Source organism: Leifsonia sp. A12D58, from assembly GCF_047530025.1.
Taxonomy (GTDB): domain Bacteria; phylum Actinomycetota; class Actinomycetes; order Actinomycetales; family Microbacteriaceae; genus Cryobacterium.
Window position 1 is genome coordinate 459,597 of sequence record NZ_JBLJAT010000001.1, and the last position, 18,665, is coordinate 478,261.

The 18,665-nt window shown below is 62.6% G+C and carries 17 protein-coding genes and 1 tRNA gene; 14 read left to right on the plus strand and 4 right to left on the minus strand.

Going from position 1 to position 18,665, the window contains the following annotated elements:
• The first annotated feature begins 307 nt into the window (after positions 1-307).
• Complete coding sequence (locus ACMT3I_RS02215; protein WP_414802807.1) at positions 308-922, plus strand: hypothetical protein; 615 nt, start codon at positions 308-310, stop codon at positions 920-922.
• Here ACMT3I_RS02215 and ACMT3I_RS02220 read toward each other — a convergent pair.
• Positions 919-2,367, minus strand: coding sequence for a DUF222 domain-containing protein (locus ACMT3I_RS02220; protein ID WP_414802808.1), 1,449 nt, complete (start codon positions 2,365-2,367; stop codon positions 919-921). The genes ACMT3I_RS02215 and ACMT3I_RS02220 overlap by 4 nt on opposite strands.
• Positions 2,368-2,752: 385 nt before the next feature.
• Here ACMT3I_RS02220 and ACMT3I_RS02225 point away from each other — a divergent pair, with 385 nt between their 5' ends.
• The 4 genes from ACMT3I_RS02225 (at position 2,753) to ACMT3I_RS02240 (ending at position 7,585) form a co-directional block, all read left to right on the plus strand.
• Entirely contained in the window at positions 2,753-4,582 is a 1,830-nt protein-coding gene (locus ACMT3I_RS02225) for an ABC-F family ATP-binding cassette domain-containing protein (RefSeq protein WP_414802809.1), read from the plus strand.
• Between the two features lie 336 nt (positions 4,583-4,918).
• Positions 4,919-5,794, plus strand: a complete 876-nt coding sequence (locus ACMT3I_RS02230) for a MetQ/NlpA family ABC transporter substrate-binding protein (protein ID WP_414802810.1) — start codon at positions 4,919-4,921, stop codon at positions 5,792-5,794.
• 88 nt (positions 5,795-5,882) lie between these two features.
• Positions 5,883-6,926 carry a methionine ABC transporter ATP-binding protein gene (locus ACMT3I_RS02235; RefSeq protein ID WP_414802811.1) on the plus strand — a complete coding sequence of 348 codons (1,044 nt, stop codon included), beginning with the start codon at positions 5,883-5,885 and terminating at the stop codon, positions 6,924-6,926.
• A complete protein-coding gene (locus ACMT3I_RS02240; RefSeq protein ID WP_414802812.1) occupies positions 6,926-7,585 on the plus strand; it encodes a methionine ABC transporter permease in 660 nt (219 codons plus the stop codon). The genes ACMT3I_RS02235 and ACMT3I_RS02240 overlap by 1 nt, the downstream gene beginning before the upstream one ends.
• Positions 7,586-7,601: 16 nt before the next feature.
• On the opposite strand, the gene ACMT3I_RS02245 is transcribed toward ACMT3I_RS02240, so the two are convergent.
• The gene (locus ACMT3I_RS02245) at positions 7,602-8,093 is read right to left on the minus strand and encodes a MarR family winged helix-turn-helix transcriptional regulator (protein ID WP_414802813.1); all 492 of its coding nucleotides are present in this window, start codon (positions 8,091-8,093) and stop codon (positions 7,602-7,604) included.
• 106 nt (positions 8,094-8,199) lie between these two features.
• Between ACMT3I_RS02245 and ACMT3I_RS02250 the strand changes: the two genes are divergently transcribed.
• The 3 genes from ACMT3I_RS02250 to ACMT3I_RS02260 all read left to right on the plus strand — a co-directional run bounded on the left by ACMT3I_RS02250 (position 8,200) and on the right by ACMT3I_RS02260 (position 10,702).
• Positions 8,200-8,271 (plus strand) — tRNA-Gln (locus ACMT3I_RS02250).
• A gap of 28 nt (positions 8,272-8,299) precedes the next feature.
• Positions 8,300-9,724, plus strand: a complete 1,425-nt coding sequence (gene glmU / locus ACMT3I_RS02255) for a bifunctional UDP-N-acetylglucosamine diphosphorylase/glucosamine-1-phosphate N-acetyltransferase GlmU (RefSeq protein ID WP_414802814.1) — start codon at positions 8,300-8,302, stop codon at positions 9,722-9,724.
• Positions 9,725-10,702 carry a ribose-phosphate diphosphokinase gene (locus ACMT3I_RS02260; protein ID WP_414802815.1) on the plus strand — a complete coding sequence of 326 codons (978 nt, stop codon included), beginning with the start codon at positions 9,725-9,727 and terminating at the stop codon, positions 10,700-10,702.
• Positions 10,703-10,870: 168 nt separating this feature from the next.
• Here the strand turns inward: ACMT3I_RS02260 and gndA are convergent, their stop codons facing one another.
• Positions 10,871-12,328: an NADP-dependent phosphogluconate dehydrogenase gene (gene gndA, locus ACMT3I_RS02265; RefSeq protein ID WP_414802816.1), complete on the minus strand. Its 1,458-nt coding sequence runs from the start codon at positions 12,326-12,328 to the stop codon at positions 10,871-10,873.
• A gap of 203 nt (positions 12,329-12,531) precedes the next feature.
• Here gndA and ACMT3I_RS02270 point away from each other — a divergent pair, with 203 nt between their 5' ends.
• The 4 genes from ACMT3I_RS02270 (at position 12,532) to ACMT3I_RS02285 (ending at position 16,395) form a co-directional block, all read left to right on the plus strand.
• On the plus strand, positions 12,532-13,041 hold the full coding sequence (locus ACMT3I_RS02270) for a gluconokinase (protein WP_414802817.1): 510 nt from the start codon (positions 12,532-12,534) through the stop codon (positions 13,039-13,041).
• Positions 13,038-14,441, plus strand: a complete 1,404-nt coding sequence (locus ACMT3I_RS02275) for a GntP family permease (protein ID WP_414802818.1) — start codon at positions 13,038-13,040, stop codon at positions 14,439-14,441. The genes ACMT3I_RS02270 and ACMT3I_RS02275 overlap by 4 nt, the downstream gene beginning before the upstream one ends.
• Before the next feature lie 75 nt (positions 14,442-14,516).
• Positions 14,517-15,287 (plus strand): SDR family oxidoreductase, encoded by a 771-nt coding sequence (locus tag ACMT3I_RS02280; protein WP_414802819.1) that lies wholly within the window; start codon positions 14,517-14,519, stop codon positions 15,285-15,287.
• Positions 15,288-15,354: 67 nt separating this feature from the next.
• A complete protein-coding gene (locus tag ACMT3I_RS02285) occupies positions 15,355-16,395 on the plus strand; it encodes an L-idonate 5-dehydrogenase (protein ID WP_414802820.1) in 1,041 nt (346 codons plus the stop codon).
• Between the two features lie 48 nt (positions 16,396-16,443).
• Here ACMT3I_RS02285 and ACMT3I_RS02290 read toward each other — a convergent pair whose 3' ends face one another.
• Positions 16,444-17,160, minus strand: a complete 717-nt coding sequence (locus ACMT3I_RS02290; protein ID WP_414802821.1) for a FadR/GntR family transcriptional regulator — start codon at positions 17,158-17,160, stop codon at positions 16,444-16,446.
• 277 nt (positions 17,161-17,437) lie between these two features.
• On the opposite strand from ACMT3I_RS02290, the gene ACMT3I_RS02295 reads away from it, so the two are divergent.
• Together ACMT3I_RS02295 and pth are read left to right on the plus strand one after the other, a co-directional pair.
• Positions 17,438-18,028 (plus strand): 50S ribosomal protein L25/general stress protein Ctc, encoded by a 591-nt coding sequence (locus tag ACMT3I_RS02295; protein ID WP_414802822.1) that lies wholly within the window; start codon positions 17,438-17,440, stop codon positions 18,026-18,028.
• Between the two features lie 38 nt (positions 18,029-18,066).
• Entirely contained in the window at positions 18,067-18,648 is a 582-nt protein-coding gene (gene pth / locus ACMT3I_RS02300; RefSeq protein ID WP_414803514.1) for an aminoacyl-tRNA hydrolase, read from the plus strand.
• Positions 18,649-18,665 lie beyond the last annotated feature (17 nt).

The following is an 18,665-nucleotide window of genomic DNA, read 5'->3' on the forward strand; positions in this document are numbered from 1 at the left end:
CTGATGATGTCACTCAGCCCCTCCCACTAGGGCCCCTCTACAATTTTTTTGTCGCGGCAGGCTCGTGGGAGGCACCTGTTGTTCCGCAGCTCGTCCGAAGACGGCTCTCGCAAAACCCAGCATGGCTGACTGCCTCAGTCGGCGAAAGGCCCAGCTATCCACTTTCAGCGTTTACACAGCTGCCGCGGTTTCCGACGCGCGAGGCGCGCCGGAAACCTTGCCGACCAAGGGGTTAGTCCGGTCCCGAGTTACGTTGCAGATTCAAGTAAAGCGCGCGGCTACGCCGCGCAACCCTTACCGTAAGGGCATGGCAGAACCTGAATCCAACCGAATCGATGACTGGACGATCCAGACGTACTTGGGTGAGTTGGTGAATCAAGCCGAAGCGGCCGAACTAGCTGTTGCCGACTTCAATGCTGCCCTGGCTGGCGGAGCTAGGGGTGTCGCGCGAGCCTTTGCCTCGGTCCAGGCTCTACTCGGTGCCGCAGCGCTGATTTCAAAGCTCTTGTGGCCACAGCCTCCATCGCGGAATGCAAATGGAGACAGTCTGACCAGCGATGAAGAAACGCAGCGCGCATTTACGATCGCGAGGGCTCGACGGCTGCGGGAGCTGACCGCCATCAAAGGTCTACCAATTCTGGAAAGCAGGAAAGTACGCAATGGCCTAGAGCACTTCGACGAGCGGCTCGACAAGTTCTTCCTCTCTGGCCAATCAATTGTTGCGGACCGAAACATCGGCCCAAAGGATCGATTGGTCATAATTGGCGACGCTCCGGCCATGCACCTTCGTCTCATCGACAATGAGAGGCTGACAGCCTCAGTGCTCGGCGACGAGGTATCTCTCCAGGGCTTGATGAATGCAACACAGTTGGTTGGCATGAAGGCATCGGCGGCAATCGAAGTACTCAGACGGTCGTATTAAGAATTGACCCCGTTACTGATGTCTGTCTTCTGGTTGATAGCCCACGGGATCACGTGGTGGCCTTCGGTCCAGGCGGGTGGGGTGGTGCAGCCGGGGATGACGCATCCTCCGTCGCGGGCGGTCATCGCCCGGCGTTGCCTCCGGTTGAAGAACCGTTCCTCGTGGCCAAGGGAGAGGACCTCGTTGTTCTCGCCAAGGACGATCTCCTGAAAACCACCGGCGCAGATCATCTGCTTCACCGTGCGCATCGCCACCGGCGCGTCGACGCCGTCGATCCAACCGACACCGTGGCCGTCGGCGAGATCGCGGGCATTCACGTGCACCATGACCGTTGGGGCTGACCCGCCCATTGTCGGTGTCTGTGGGTCGCGGGCTGCGTGGTCGAACACTGCGCGGAGGATGTCGGCGCGCTTCTCGCCATTCGACCGGTCATCGAACGCGATCGGGTCATCCGGCAACTCACCCGCATCGATGCGGGCTTGACGCTCGGCCTCAGCGGCTTGCTCGGCGGCTTGCTCGGCTGCCGACGGGAACGCCGGGCCGTCGACCTTCTCTAGCGCACTCGTGGCCGCGCCGTCCGGGTCAGCTAGATGGGCATCCGGGCGGAGGCCACCGTTGCCCGGAGTCTCCGTGTGCGCGGAGAGGTACGTGTCGGTAATGCCGTCCATGATGCCGCGCAGCTCGGGCGTCACGCCTCCCCTCAGCGGGTAGAGGCCGTTGCAGAATGGGCCGAAGTCGATGTTGCTGCGTGCCTCATAAATATCGTCGTTGGGGGCGGCACCATCCGGGTCGAGACGGGCTGCCCACACGGTCACCTGCCCGCGGATCGAATCCGCATCGAATGCGAACCCGGCGTTGGGCATGCCCTCGGTCGACTCCGACTCGAGCCCCGTCGCCGCCGCAACCAACGCTTCCTCGGCGACCTCGAGCAGGTCGGGATCTACCCGGGAACGCAGCTCACCGAGACCGGTCACGATGGCCTCCGCGGCATCGATGCCTAAGTCACCATTGGCCAAAGCGTCGGCGACGACCGGGAACAGCGGTGGCAACACCTGCGTCAGCTCGTATCGGGGTCGCACCTGGTTGCCGAGCTTCAGGCGCCGTACGATTTCTCGGCCGGCCGCCCTGGTCACGAGGATGACCAGGTCGGTCCCGTTACTGCAGCCACGCTTACGGGCCAGAGAATCCTTGCCCAGCCACTTCGCTGAACGCCGCTCCACATCGGCCGCCACCACAACCCGCGCCATATCCGCCACCCGACCGAGAGCTTCGACCGAACCCAAGGCCCTGATCGAATTGTCGTCACTCAATCGAGCAAAATCGATACGCGCCAGAGCTGCGGCGCACTGCTGGCGGGCGTAGTCGAGAGCGTCGAGGGGAGAGAGCTCGGCCGCGACGGCGGTTGCGACTTCGCCCACTGCGGGATCTGGGGCGATGAGAGTCATGAGACCACCATCTGTGGTGAACAAGCTCCGACTGCAACATCAACTGCAACATCAACTGCAACGACCACCGGAACATCCACCGCAAAAGGGTGCGCCACCTCAGCCGCGAAAGCACGCGTCGGCTCGGCTTGAGAGCCGGTTGCCACATCGGGGAAAGTAGTCGAAACATCCATAGAGCAATCATTCCAAGTATCGAAGATATGTTCTATAGTCTCCGCGCATCTGTGGAGAAGTCACGCGGCCGCAGCCTGTGGAGGAGACAGTACCCTGCACCACATCTCCCTGCACCACATCACCACGCACCCGGCCACCAGCCTCCCGGCCACCCGTCTCCCGACCACCCGCACCCGACCTCCCAGCTGGTTCCGGTAAACTCGGAGGCACAATGGCACATTTGCTCGGGGCTGAGTCCCTGCACCTCGAATTTCCTACCCGCGTCATCTTCGACAGCGTCACCGCCGGCATCGATGAGGGCGACCGCATCGGTATCGTCGGCCGTAATGGCGACGGCAAGTCAACCCTGCTGAAGCTTCTCGCTGGCCGCATGGAGCCCGACTCCGGCCGCGTCACACGCCGCCGCGGGGTCACGATGGGCATCCTCGACCAGTCAGACGACCTCGTTCAGGGTGTCACCGTCGGTCACGCGATCGTCGGCGGCATCGACGAGCACGTCTGGGCAGGCGACTCCAAGGTCCGCGACGTCATCGGCGGACTCGTCCGTGACATCCCATGGGATGCGCTCGTCGACGACCTGTCAGGTGGCCAGCGCCGCCGCGTCGCCCTGGCCGCTGTTCTCGTCGGCGATCACGACATCGTGATTCTCGATGAGCCCACTAACCACCTTGACGTCGAAGGCATCTCCTGGCTCGCCGGTCACTTGAAGACCCGCTGGGCCCAGAACTCCGGCGGCCTGCTGGTCGTCACCCACGACAGGTGGTTCCTCGATGAGGTCTGCAACCAGACCTGGGAGGTGCACGACCGGATGATCGAGCCCTTCGAGGGCGGTTATGCGGCGTACATCCTGCAGCGCGTCGAGCGCGACCGCATGAGTGCCGTGTCAGAGGCGAAGCGCCAGAACCTGATGAAGAAGGAGCTGGCCTGGCTTCGTCGCGGTGCTCCGGCCCGCACGGCCAAGCCCAAGTTCCGCATCGATGCAGCCAACGAGCTGATCGAGAACGAGCCACCGCCCCGCGACACTGTCTCGATGCAGTCGATGGCGATGCAGCGCCTCGGCAAGGATGTCGTCGACCTCATCGACGTCACGGTGACCTACCCGACCAAGTCGGGCGAGAAGACCGTGCTGAACGACATCACCTGGCGTATCGCGCCGGGTGAGCGTACCGGCATCCTCGGTGTCAACGGTGCGGGCAAGAGCACGCTGCTCGGCCTCGTCGCCGGCACCGTGCAGCCGACCAAGGGCACGGTCAAGCGCGGTAAGACAATCAAGGTCGCCGTGCTCACCCAGCAGCTCCAGGAGCTCGCCGGCATCCAGAACGATCGCGTCAGTGAAGTCATCGGTCGCCAGAAGAGCTCGTATGTCGCCGGCGGCAAGGAAATCACGCCCGGCCAGATGCTTGAGCGCATGGGCTTCATGAGTGCGCAGCTTTCCACCCAGGTCAAAGACCTCTCGGGTGGCCAGAAGCGCCGCCTGCAGCTGTTGCTCATCGTGCTCGACGAGCCGAACGTGCTCATCCTCGACGAACCGACTAACGACCTCGACACCGACATGCTCGCTGCGATGGAAGACCTGCTCGACTCGTTCCCCGGAACGCTGCTCGTCGTCTCTCACGACAGGTACCTGATCGAGCGCGTCACCGACAACCAGTACGCCGTAGCGGATGGCGCCTTCCGCCACCTGCCAGGCGGCGTCGACCAGTACATCGCGATGAGCAAGGGCGGCAGCCTGGCTGGCGTCACCGGCTCACCGACCGAAGCTGCTGCGACGGATGGCGGAGGAGCGTCGGCAACGGCATCGAAGAAGCTTGCAGTCGGCGGTGCTGAGCTGCGGAATGCGCAGAAGGAGCTGGCCTCCAACGAGCGCAAGATCCAGAAGCGCCAGAGCGAAATCGCTGCACTTCACGAGAAGATCGCCCAGCACGACCAGTCCGATTACTCGGGCCTCGGCGCGCTGACCAGCCAGCTGCAGGAACTTGAGGCCTCTGTCGCAGTGCTCGAAACGCGCTGGCTCGAACTTTCTGAGCTGATCAACGGATAACAACCGTCGCACGATACTCCGCGCCCGTTGCAGCGAAGCGCGCCCGCTCTAGCGGGCGCAACTCGCCACAGCGGGCGCGGTTGTGTTTGTGCACCGGCCTCAAACGGGCAAATCTCGGCCATGCTGCGATCTGGCGGCATCCGCTCGCAGAAGCTGTGACTTTGTGTGACGGAGTGGTCATGGGGCCGCAGAATCTCCGGCTAACGTAGAAACGTGCCTCGCGACGCAGCGGCACAGACCCCCACTGCATGTGCACGTGGATTCTCTGTGCCCGCGTGCGCCCGCTCATCGAAACCGATGCGGGCCAGGCGCACACAGCGAAAGGGAAACACACACGTGAACAAGAAGATTCTGGCTGCCCTCGCAGTCGTACCACTCCTCGCAGCCTTCACCGGTTGCGCCGCAAGCACCGGCGGAAGCGACGATGTCGTGAAGATCGGTGTCGTCGGTGCCAGCGACCCGTACTGGGCCGACTACAAGGCAGCAGCAGAGGCAGAGGGCATCAACGTCGAGATTGTCGACTTCACCGACTACCAGCAGCCGAACCCTGCTGTCAGCGCGGGCGAGCTTGACCTCAACCAGTTCCAGCACATCGTCTACCTCGCCGACTACAACGTATCGAGTGGCGAAGACCTGGTGCCGGTCGGTTCCACTGCGATCTACCCGCTTGGCCTCTACTCCACCCAGTACGACAGTGTCGCCGACATCAAGGACGGCGACACCATCGCTGTTCCGGATGACGTCAGCAACCAGGCGCGTGCGCTCCTCGTGCTGCAGTCGGCCAAGCTGATCACGCTGAAGTCCGGCGGATCGATCTTCTCCGACCTGTCTGACGTCGACACCGACAAGTCCAAGGTGAAGGTCACCGCGCTCGAGGCATCCCTCACCGCGACGTCGCTGCCCGACGTCGCCGGCGCCGTCATCAACAACGACTTCGTCGAAAAGGCCGGCCTCAAATTCGAAGACGCCATTGCGCAGGACGACCCGAGCGACGCCAACGCGCTGCCGTACGTCAACATCTTCGCCGCACGTGCAGAGGACAAGGACAACGAGACCTACAAGAAGCTCGTTGAGATCTACCAGAACTCAAAGGAAGTGCAGGAAGGCGTGCTCGCAGTTTCGGGCGGCTCCGCAATCCTGCTGAAGACCCCTGTCGCAGACCTGGAAGCGTCGCTGACCAAGGTCGAAGCAGACACCAAAGCACAGAAGTAGCAGCAACACCGTTTTATTGAATCGGTGGTCGCGATGTTCACAGGACATAGCGGCCACCGCTTCGCCGTTTGAGTCAGGAAACCCGTACATGCCAGGCACAACCCATCCCGTCGTCAGTTTGAGAGACGTCAGCAAGATCTACCCACCGACGACCAAGGGCGGCAGCCCCGTCGTGGCGATCGACAACGTCAGTCTCGACGTTGAAGCCGGCGACGTGTACGGAATCATTGGTTATTCCGGCGCAGGGAAGAGCACGCTTGTGCGTCTCGTGAACGCGCTCGAACGCTCGACGTCCGGCTCAATCCTGGTGAACGGCCAGAACATCGCCGGCCTGTCAGAACGAGAACTGCGCCCGATCCGTCTCGGCATCGGCATGATCTTTCAGCAGTTCAACTTACTGAACTCCCGCACGGTGGCCGCGAATGTCTCGTATCCGCTCGAGGTCGCACGGATGCCCAAAGCCGAACGCGTCGCTCGCGTGGCAGAACTGCTCGACTTCGTGGGTCTTGGTGACAAGGCGAGCGCCTATCCGGACCAGCTGTCTGGCGGACAGAAGCAGCGAGTCGGCATCGCCAGAGCGCTGGCCACCCAGCCGCAGATCCTTCTCGCCGACGAGGCGACAAGCGCACTCGACCCTGAGACCACCCATGAGGTGCTCGCGCTGCTGAAGCGCGTCAACGAAGAATTCGGTGTGACGATCATCGTCATCACGCACGAGATGGATGTCATCCAGACCATCGCGACCAAGGTCGCGGTGATGGATAAGGGCAGGGTGATCGAGAACGGCGATGTGTTTGACGTGTTCTCGAATCCGCAACAGGCGGCATCCGCTCGCTTCGTCTCCACGGTGGTACGCGGAGTGCCGTCTGCACAGGAGCTGGCCGTGTTGCGCGAGCGCCACAGCGGCCGCATCGTGACGCTCTCGTTCCGCGACAGTGTCGTGAATCAGTCAGAGGTGTTCGGAGTCTTCGCAGCCGCCGGCATCGCGTTCGAGGTGATCTACGGCGGAATCAATGAGATCCAGGGCAGGCCGTTCGGTCATCTCACCCTGTCACTTGCAGCGGATGACGCCACCATCGACGCAGCCCTTGGCCGCGTTCGAGAACTCACCACTGTGACGGAGGTGCGCTGATGGATGCCCTGCTTGCCCTGATGCCCGAATTCTGGACCGCCAGCGTCGAGACGCTCTACATCGTTGCCCTCTCGCTGTTCTTCGGTGGGCTGGGCGGACTCGTGATCGGCCTCGGTCTCTACCTGTCTCGGGCGGGAAACATCCTGGAGAACCGGGCGGTGTTCCTCGTGCTGAACGTGGCGGTGAACTTCTTCCGGCCCATCCCATTCATTATTTTCATCGCGGCAATCCAGCCGTTGTCGCGGCTTGTTGTGGGCACGGGAATCGGTAATCCAGCGGCGATCTTCGCCATCTCGCTTGCAGCATGCTTCGCCATTGGACGCGTCGTGGAGCAGAACCTGCTCACCGTCACGCCCGGTGTAATCGAGGCGGCCAGGTCGGTGGGTGCCAGCCCGCTGCGGATCATCTTTACTGTGCTGCTGCCAGAGGCGCTCGGCCCGCTGATCCTCGGTTACACCTTCGTCTTCGTCGCCCTGGTAGACATGGCAGCCGTCGTCGGCGCAGTCGGAGCAGGCGGACTCGGAAAGTTCGCACTGACCTATGGGTTTCGGCAGTTCAACCCCGTCGCGACCTGGGCGGCCGTGCTGGTGATCATCGTGCTGGTGCAGGTCGTGCAGTTCCTTGGCAACTGGCTGGCCAGAAAGGCGATGCGCCGCTAATCGCTGGCGTACCTGATTAGTCGAAGTCGAGCGACAGCTTGCGCAGCAAGCCGGCCAGGCGTTCCTGGTCGGATGCCGACAGCGTCGAGAGCAAGTCTGCTTCTTCGTCGAGCAGGCGCGTGATGGCGGCATCCACTCGGGTGAGGCCGCTCTCGGTCATACCGACGAGCACACCACGACCGTCGTTCGGATCGGTGCGACGGGTGACCAGACCGCGCTCGACGAGCCGGTCGATGCGGTTCGTCATGGTGCCGCTGGAGACCAGAGTCTGCTGTAACAAGGCCTTCGGGCTCAGTTCATATGGCGTGCCTGCTCGGCGGAGAGCCGAAAGCACGTCGAATTCCCAGGAATCCAGCTCAGAGCGAGAGAACGCAGTTCGCCTGGCACGATCAAGGTGTTTTGACAGTCGACCGACTCGGGAAAGCACCTGGAGAGGCGAAAAATCAAGGTCAGGCCGTTCGCGCAGCCACGAGTCAACGATCCGGTCGACTTCATCATGGGCAGGCATCCGTCTATTATCTCCTGTGTATCTCGGCCACAGGGAGCAAAACGCGCGTGAGTGGGTGCTCACATCTGGCAGACTTGACTGCGGCGCTCGGCCCTGGTCGACGTTATCCGCCGTGGTGTAATGGCAGCACGACAGCCTTTGGAGCTGTTAGGTCTAGGTTCGAGTCCTGGCGGCGGAGCTGTGAGAACTGACTTCAGGGAGATTACGTGACCGAACATCCACTCGCCATCATCGTCCTAGCAGCAGGCCAGGGAACTCGAATGAAATCGAGTTTGCCCAAGCTGCTGCATCCGCTTGCCGGCATGCCCGTCGTCAGCCACGTGCTGGCGACAGCACGCGAGCTCGGTGCGGAACACATCGTGACGGTGGTCAGGCACGAGCGGGACCGGCTTGTTGCTGTCGTCGAAGCCGAGCTGCCCGAGAGCATCATCGTCGACCAGGATGAGATCCCCGGCACCGGTCGAGCGGTCGAGCAGGCAGTTGCTGCTCTCCCCGCCGACTTCACCGGTGACGTCCTCGTGATCAACGGCGACGTTCCGCTGCTTGATGCCGCGACCCTTGCGTCATTCATCGCCGCTCACCGCGCCGATGGTGCAGCAGCCACCGTGCTGTCTGCGATGCCGGAGGATCCCACTGGTTATGGGCGCATCATCCGCTCGGCTAACGGTGAATTCGACCGCATCGTCGAACAGAAGGATGCCACGCCTGATGAACTCGCTGTCGGCGAGGTGAACGCCGGCGTGTACCTGTTCGGTGCTTCGGCGCTTCGCGATCAGCTGGCCAACCTGACGACCGACAACGCGCAGGGAGAGAAGTACCTGACGGATGTCATCCAGCTGCTGCGTGCAGCAGGCTCAGAGGTCAGCGCAGTGCCGGTGTCAGAGCCCTGGATCGTGGCCGGCATCAATGACCGCGCCCAGCTGAGCGAGGCAGCTCTCAAGCTGAACGCACTTATTGTGCGCGGCTGGCAGCTTGCCGGCGTGACGGTTCAGGACCCAGCGACCACCTGGATCGACCTCAAGGCCAAACTGGCAGCGGATGTCACGCTGCTTCCCGGAACACAGATCCTCGGCTCGACTGTCGTTGCGACAGGGTCGACCATCGGACCTGACACCACGCTGCTCGACTGCGAGATCGGCGAGAACGTCACGGTGCGACGCACTGACGGCACGCTCGCTGTCGTGGATGCCGGCGCAACCGTCGGCCCGTTCTCGTTCCTGCGCCCAGGCACTCACCTCTGCGCCGATGGAAAGATCGGAGCGTTCGTCGAGACGAAGAACGCCACCATCGGTGAAGGAAGCAAGGTTCCGCACCTCAGCTACGTGGGCGATGCTGTCATCGGCGTGCACTCGAACATCGGTGCAGGCACGATTTTCGCCAACTACGACGGAGTGAACAAACACCACTCGGTAGTTGGGTCATATGTGCGCACCGGATCGCACAACGTCTTCGTCGCGCCGATTACAATTGGTGACGGAGCCTATTCAGGAGCGGGAACTGTCGTTCGTAAGAGCGTCCCAGCTGGCGCGTTGGCTATCAACGTGGCTCCACAGCGCAATATGGACGGCTGGGTAGAAGCCAACCGCCCGGGAACCGACGCGGCAAACGCGGCGTCAGAGAGCGGAGACTAAGTGTCGGGCATCAAGGCCAAGGGTGAGAAACGGCTCGTATTAGTTTCGGGGCGAGCGCACCCGCAGCTGGCATTGGATATTGCCACAGAATTGGGATCCGAACTGGTCCCTACCGACGCGCGAACATTCGCCAACGGTGAGATCTATGCACGATTCGACGAGAGCGTGCGCGGAAGCGACGCGTTCGTCATCCAGTCGCACACCGCGCCGATCAACGAGTGGCTCATGGAGCAGCTCATCATGGTCGACGCACTGAAGCGCGCATCGGCGAAGCGGATCACAGTTGTGGCTCCGTTCTACCCGTACGCCCGTCAAGACAAGAAGGGCCGCGGTCGCGAGCCGATCTCCGCTCGTCTCGTTGCTGACCTGTTCAAGGTCGCCGGCGCAGACCGCATCATGTCTGTTGACCTGCACGCCGCACAGATTCAGGGCTTCTTCGACGGCCCCGTCGACCACCTGTTCGCGATGCCCGTTCTGCTCGAGCACATGAAGCAGAAGCTCGACGCATCCACTCTCACCGTCGTTTCTCCCGACATGGGCCGCGTTCGCGTCGCCGACATCTGGAGCGACAAGCTCGGCGCACCGCTGGCTATCATTCACAAGCGTCGCGACCCGCTGGTACCGAACCAGGTTTCGGTCCACGAGATCGTCGGCCAGGTCGAAGGCCGCGTCTGCCTGCTCGTCGATGACCTCATCGACACCGGCCGCACCATCGTCAAGGCTGCAGAAGCACTGAAGGCCGCCGGTGCAATCGGTGTCGTCGTCGCTGCGACGCACGCCGTGTTCAGCGACCCGGCAATCGAACTGCTGCAGTGTGAGGCCATCGACTCCGTCGTTGTCACCGACACCCTGCCTGTACCCGAAGAGAAGCGCTTCCCGACACTGACCGTGTTGCCGATCGCGCCGCTTCTGGCCGAGGCCATCAAGGCAGTCTTTGAGGATGCATCCGTCACCTCGATGTTTGACGGTGCTGCGTAGTCTTTCTTGATCTTGATTCTGTCGTTTCTCTGATCGCGAAATCGGAGTTGTGGTCGTTCTCAGCAGTTCATAACGACCACAACTCCGATTTCGCGTAAACGGCGGACGACAACACGAAGAATGGCCAGGCACGCTGTGCGTGACTGGCCATTCTTCGTTAGTACGTGGCTAGTGGGATGAACCCTGCGTTTCGATTTCTGTACGGTCGCCTGACCACAGCGTGTGGAACGTACCGGGCATGTCGACTCGCTTGTACGTGTGCGCACCGAAGAAGTCACGCTGGCCCTGAACGAGTGCGGCCGGCAGGTGCTCGCTGGCGAGCGAGTCGTAGTAGCTGAGCGCAGAGGCGAACCCGGGTACCGGGATGCCGCTGAGAGCAGCCGTCGAGACGATGCGGCGCCAGGCCGCCTCACCATCGGTGACGGCCTGGGCGAAGTACGGGTCGACCAGCAGCGTCGTGATCGACGAGTCGTTGGCGTATGCGTCCTTGATGCGGTTCAAGAACTGTGCACGGATGATGCAGCCGCCGCGCCAGATGGTGGCGATGGCACCCTTGTCGATGTTCCAGTTGTACTTCTTGGCGCCGGCGATGATCGCGTCGAAGCCTTGCGCATACGCGACGATCTTCGAGGCGTAGAGCGCGGCGCGCACGTCGTCCTGGAAGGTGTGGCCGACGATTGCGATCTCGGGACGAGCGGTGATGCTCGCACGCACCGGTTCGCGCTGCTCAGGGTGGCTCGACACTGCACGGGCGAAGACTGCCTCTGCGATTCCGCCGACGGGAACGCCGAGGTCGAGTGCGTTCTGCACTGTCCAGACGCCCGTACCCTTCGAGCCTGCCTCGTCGAGCACGATGTCAACGAACGGCTTACCGGTTTTGGCGTCGACCTGGCGCAGGACCTCTGCGGTGATCTCGATGAGGTAGCTCTCGAGCTCGCCCGTGTTCCAGTCGGCGAAGATGTCTGCGATGGCTGCGGGGGAGTGCCCGCCCACATTGCGGAGCAGGTCGTATGCTTCGGCGATGAGCTGCATGTCGGCATACTCGATGCCGTTGTGGATCATCTTGACGAAGTGGCCTGCACCGTCGGTCCCGACGTGCGTGACGCAGGGTACCCCGTCGACAACTGCCGCGATCGATTCGAGGATCGGCCCGAGGGTCTCGTAGGCCTCTGCTGAGCCGCCAGGCATGATGCTCGGGCCCTTCAGTGCGCCTTCTTCGCCACCGGAGATGCCGGCACCGACGAAGTTGATGCCGGTTTCGCTGACTGCCTTCTCGCGACGGATGGTGTCGTGGAAGTCGGCATTGCCACCATCGACGATGATGTCTCCCGGTTCGAACAGTTCGGTGAGTTGGTTGATGACGGCATCAGTGCCCTTACCTGCCTGGACCATGATGATCGCCGTGCGCGGCTTTGCGAGTGAGGCGACGAAGTCTTCGATGGTCTCAGAGGCGACGAAACCTGCCTCTGGATGCTCGCTGGTGAGTAGGCGAGTGCGCTCGGGAGAGCGGTTGTAAACGGCGACGGTGTTGCCTTCGCGGCTAGCGAGGTTGCGGGCGAGATTCGAGCCCATCACCGCCAGCCCGACCACGCCGATATTCGCCTGTGCTGCGCTGGTGTCTGACACATTCACTCCTAGGGGTCGATGGATTCCAGACCGTCTTCAAGGCTAGCGGCTGGATGCGAATTGCGCAGTAGTTGTTGGGTTCTGCTCATTTTGACAGAGCAGATGTAACTGATAAGTTAACCCATTGAAATCTGATTTATTCGGTGCGATACCGCCAAATGATCTGATGTAAAGAAGCGTCTGAGAAGAGTGGCGGAGCGTCAATGACTGATGTAAAACAGCCCATCATTGTGATGGGCGTCCAGGGCTGTGGAAAATCCACCGTCGGGCAGGCGCTCGCGGATTCCCGCGGAATGCGTTTCCTCGATGGCGATTCACTGCACAGCGCAGAAGCCAAGGAAAAGATGGCGTCCGGGCATCCGCTCACCGACGTCGACAGGCTGCCCTGGCTCACCCGCATCGCCGAGACCATCGCCGAGGCGCTGGACAACGGCGACCCGCTGGTCGTCGCCTGCTCAGCCCTCAAGGTGAGCTACCGCGACATGATGCGCGACATCGTGCCCAGCCTCTACTTCGTACAACTCGAAGGCAGCCAGGCCTTGATCGCCGAGCGACTCTCTCACCGCAACCACGAGTACATGCCCCCCACATTGCTCGATTCGCAGTTCGCGACGCTCGAGCCGCTGACCTCTGTTGAGGCCGGCGTCCGGGTTGATCTCACACGCAGTCCCGCCGAAATCGTCGGGCTGATCACCACTCAGATAGGACAATGATGACCGACCTAGAGATGAACTGGGTGCTCTCGACGCCCGCACTTCTCGGAATCGCCGCATCAGCCATCGGGCTGCTGCTGGTGCTGATCATGAAGTTCAAGGTGCACGCATTCCTCTCGCTGATCATCGTGAGCCTGCTCACGGCAGTGGCGACCGGAATCCCCACCGCGGCCTTGATGCCCACACTGCTCGGCGGGTTCGGCAGCACACTCGGAAGCGTCGCGCTTCTCGTGGGTCTCGGGGCGATGCTCGGACGGATGCTGGAAACCAGCGGTGGTGCACAGGTGCTCACCGATGCCTTGATCAACAAATTCGGTGAGAAGCGCGCTCCCCTTGCCCTCGCCGTCGCCTCGCTGATGTTCGGGTTCCCGATCTTCTTCGATGCGGGCCTCGTCGTGATGCTGCCCATCATCTTCGCCGTGGCTCGTCGCCTCGGTGGTTCGTTCCTCATGTACGCGTTCCCGTCGGCCGTCGCCTTCTCTGTGATGCACATCTTCGTGCCACCGCACCCCGGCCCGGTTGCTGCAACCGGCTTACTGGGAGCGGATGTCGGACTCGTCCTGATCTTCGGCCTCATCGTCGCCCTGCCCACCTGGTACGTCGTCGGACACCTGTTCGGCCGCTACGTCGGCAAGAAGTACGACCTTCCGGTGCCGTCGATCCTGCGCGGAAGCACGGGTGACTTCGCTGACTTCGAATCGAAGCCAAAGCTCGGCACCATCCTCATGCTGCTGCTGCTGCCGCTCGGACTGATCTTCTTGAACACCGGCCTGAACATGGCTGCAACTGCAGGCCTCGTCTCGCTCGATGATGGCTGGGTCCAGGTTCTTCGCACGCTCGGTGAGACCCCTGTCGCCCTGCTGATCACCGTGCTGCTCGCGATGATCCTGCTCGGCTGGAGGAAGGGCAAGTCGGCAAGCCTCATCGACTCCGTCGTCGACAGCGCGCTCGGCCCGGTATGTTCTGTCATCCTCATCACCGGTGCAGGTGGAATGTTCGGTGGCGTCCTGCGCGCCAGCGGCATCGGCAACGCCGTCGCTGACTCACTCGATGCGATCGGCCTTCCCGTCATCGTCGCCGGCTTCGTGATCGCAGCCGTCGTGCGTGTCGCCCAAGGGTCGGCAACCGTCGCACTCACCACCGCAGCGGCGCTGATGCAGCCCGTCGTGATGGGAAACACCGACTACAGCCCGATCCAGCTCGCTGCAATCGTGCTCGCACTCGCTGCCGGTTCGGTATTCGCCGGTCACGTGAACGACTCAGGATTCTGGTTGGTCAGCCGCTTCTTCGAGATGGACACCAAGACCACACTGAAGACGTGGACTGTCGGCCAGGCCCTGGTCGCTGTCGTCGGCTTCGTGATTGCGCTCGCGATCTTCCTGATCGCCGGGCTCTTCTAGTCGTGTGAACGGGGGAGGGCTTCGGCCTTCTCCCGTTTTCGTCACGGCGCAGTACTACATGAAAGGCAGTTAGTCATGTCAAACCTGTTTGATATTTCCGGACGCATCGCTCTCGTCACCGGTTCAAGCCGTGGCATTGGCAAGGCGATCGCCAGGGGCCTGGCTGACGCCGGCGCCATCGTGATCCTGAACGGCATCAACGGTGAACGCCTCGAAGCAACACGCGCCGACTTCGCCGCTCGCTTCGGTGCAGACAAGATCTTCGCCCTGGCATTCGATGTGACGGATGACGTCGCTGTCGCGGCCGCCATCCAGTCGATCGAAGACGAGATCGGCCCGCTCCGCATCCTGGTCAACAACGCCGGCGTGCAGCACCGCGTGCCGATGCTTGACCTCGAAGTCGCCGACTGGGAACGCGTCATGAAGACCAACCTCACCAGTGCATTCCTTGTCGGGCGCGAAGCCGCCAGGCACATGATCCCGCGCGGCGAAGGCAAGATCATCAATATCGCCTCCGTCCAGACCGATCTGGCCCGCCCCACCATCGCGCCGTATACGGCATCGAAGGGCGGCATCCGCAACCTGACGCGTGCAATGACGGCCGAATGGGCCGAGCATGGTCTGCAGATCAACGCCATCGCGCCGGGTTACATCCACACCGAGATGACCCAGAACCTCGTCGACGACGAGAAGTTCAACTCCTGGATTCTCGGTCGCACTCCCGCACACCGCTGGGGAACCATCAACGATCTCGTGGGGCCAGCGCTCTGGCTTGCCGGTGACGGCTCACAGTTCGTCAACGGCCAGGTCGTCTTCATCGACGGTGGCATGACCGTCGTCGTCTAACCCGGTTCTCCAGCATCACCCGCTGGCCCGGCCAGCCCATTCACTCACTTCAACGAAGAGGATCCCCATGACAATCCCCAGCGAAACCCTCGCCGTCGTCGCCCACGCCGCAGGTGACCTGCGCGTTGACACCGTTCCGGTGGCTGTTCCGGATGCCGCAGAAGCGATCGTCGAGATCGCATACGGCGGCATCTGTGGCTCAGACCTGCACTATTGGCAGCACGGCGCTGCCGGTGAATCGATTTTGAAGGCGCCGATGACGCTCGGGCACGAGGTCGTCGGAACTGTCGTCCGGGCCGCCATCGACGGTTCAGGCCCCGCTGTCGGCACCCAGGTCGCCGTGCATCCGGCAACGCCAGGCGCCGGAGACGGCGCCCGCTATCCCATCGACCGTCCTAATCTGTCGCCCGGCTGCACCTACCTCGGTAGTGCTGCTCGCTTTCCGCACACCGACGGCGCGTTTTCGAAGTTCGTCACCCTGCCCACCCACATGCTGCGCGCTCTTCCCGCCGGACTGTCGCTCCGCCAGGCTGCTCTCGTCGAGCCGGCCAGCGTCGCGTGGCACGCGGTCTCCCGTGCGGGTGATCTGACGGGGAAGCGTGTTCTCGTGATCGGTGCAGGTCCGATCGGATCCCTTATTGTCGCCGTGGCCACGCGCGCAGGCGCGGCTGAGATTATCGCCACCGACATGCACGAGCTGCCGCTGGCAACCGCGACGGCCGTCGGCGCGACCCGCACCCTTATCGCGACCGATGCGGATGCCATTGCTGCCGTCGACGCAGACGTCGTCTTCGAATCATCCGGAAGCTACCGGGGACTGGCATCCGCTGTTCGTGGCGCAACCCGTGGCGGACGTGTCGTCATGGTCGGTCTGCTGCCCTCCGGTGAGCAGCCAGCGCTTATCTCACTCGCCATCACCCGCGAGCTCGAACTCGTCGGATCATTCAGGTTCAATGACGAGATTGATGAGGTCATCGCGGCTCTGGCCGACGGCAGCCTCGACATCGATCCCGTTGTGACACACGAGTTCGATGCTGCAGATGCGCTCCAGGCATTCGAGGTCGCACGCGACTCGTCGACCTCGGGCAAGGTGCTGCTGCGCTTCTGATCTGCAGGCCTCGGCCTCGAGATCGAGGCCAGCAGGGCCTCGAAATATCTAGCTGAAGAACGGCCGCGCGGTCTCTGCCCAGGTGGACTCGACCTCACTCACCGTACGTCGCATGATGAGCTCCATCGACTCCCGCGCGGCCAACGGATGCCCGCCCTGAATCGCGTCGGCGACATCCACGTGCCACTGCAGTGCGGTCTCGTGGGGATGAGTGGGCATCAGGCCGAGTTCGGTGCGACCGGAGAGCACAGCAGCGATGGGGCCGTCGAGCTTGGCAAACATCTCGTTGCCTGAGCCATGCAGCACGAGCTTGTGGAACAGGATGTCGAGTTCAAGAAAGTGTTCGAGGTCGCCGGAGCGCCCGACGGTGCGCATCTGGGCCGCAGTCGCCATCAGCTCGCCAGACAGGATTTGCGGGCTGTGAGTTGCGGCAAGTTCAGCCGCCATCGGTTCAACCGCCGCACGCAACTCCGTGAGCGAGCGCAGCTGGGCGGCGCGGCCTGCACCGGCCAGGCGCCAGCGGATGAGCGTCGGGTCGTATGCGTTCCACGCAGAGTGTGGGAGCACCCTGATCCCGAGGCGCTTGACCGACTCGACGAGCCCGATCGTCTGCAATACCCGCACTGCTTCCCTGGCTACAGACCGGCTGACGCCGAGGCGCTGCCCGATCTCATCCGAGCGGATGATCGACCCGGCAGGATAGGTGCCGTCGACGATCGAGGTACCGACGTCGTCGAGCACGCGGGAGTGGAGGCTTGACGACATATCCGTACCTTATCGGGCCGCGGAGGAGTGCACTTCGCCCCATGCCGCGAGGCCGGAATCCACGATAAGAAACCTGCGCTAGACTGGGCAACTGAACTTCGGCGAGGGATTCGCGGCTACTGGAAACAGCTGCTGTGGCATCCGTTATCGACGCGGCGAGAAGACCCCTTCGGACTTTCCTCACGCTGACATGCGTTCGAGTTGAACCAGTACACCGATTCGCCAGGCACCGCCTGCGAACATCATCTGGGTCGAAAGGCCCGCAAGGAGACATCTCATGGCTGACAACTACACCCTCGACGCAGAACTGCGCGAGAACTTCGGCAAGGGCTTCGCTCGCCGCCTTCGCGTCGCTGGCAAGATCCCCGCCGTCATCTACGGCCACGGCACCGACCCGGTGCACGTTGCCGTTCCGGCCCACCAGACCGCACTGGTCCTGCGTAAGGCCAACGCCATCATCGAGATCAAGCTCGACGGCGAAAGCCACCTGACCCTGGTGAAGGATGTCCAGAAGGACCCCGTTCGCCAGATCATCGAGCACATCGACCTTATCGTCGTTCGCAAGGGCGAAAAGGTCCAGGTTGAGGTTGCAATCCACGTTGTGGGTGAAGCAGCTGCCGGCACCAACATTGACTTCGACACCAAGACCCTGCTCCTCGAGGTCGAAGCTGTCAACATCCCCGAGAACGTCGTCGTCGACGTCGATGGCCTCGAAGAGGGCGCGCAGATCCACGCCAAGGACATCACCCTTCCCGAAGGCGCCTCGCTCATCACCGACGCTGACGCCCTCGTGCTCTACGTCCACGTGCCGCGTGGCGAGTCTGACGACGAAGGCACCGCCGAAGCTGAGGCACCGGCAGCCGAGTAGTCATCCCCAACTGGTTTCGTCGTAAGCGGAGGAATCCCCTGGACGAGAATCTCTGGCTCGTAGTCGGGCTCGGTAACCCCGGGCCCGGCTACGCCGGTAATAGACACAATGTCGGTCAGATGGTTCTGGCCGAACTTGCCGACCGTATGTCGGCCAACTTCAAGTCGCACAAGGCCAATGCCACCGTGGCCGAGGGACGCAGTTTTCCCGGCGGTCCCCGACTGATACTCGCCAAGCCGAATACGTTCATGAACGTGTCAGGCGGCCCGGTCGCGGCTCTACTTCGCTTCTACTCCATCCCGCCGTCGCGCCTGATCGTCGTTCACGACGAGCTCGACATCCCCTTCGACACCCTCAAGCTCAAGGTGGGTGGTGGCCACGGCGGTCACAACGGACTGCGCGACATCATCGCCGCAACAGGCACAGGCGACTTCATCCGCCTCCGCGTCGGCGTCGGGCGTCCCCCCGGCCGACAGGATGCCGCAGACTTCGTGCTTCGCGACTTCTCATCCACAGAGCGCCCCGTTCTCCCTTCGCTGCTGTCTGATGCAGCGGATGCCGTCGAGCTCGTTGCCGCTGAAGGCCTGGTTGCCGCTCAACAGAAGGTGCACAGCCCGTAGCCCTGGCCGACGGCTGC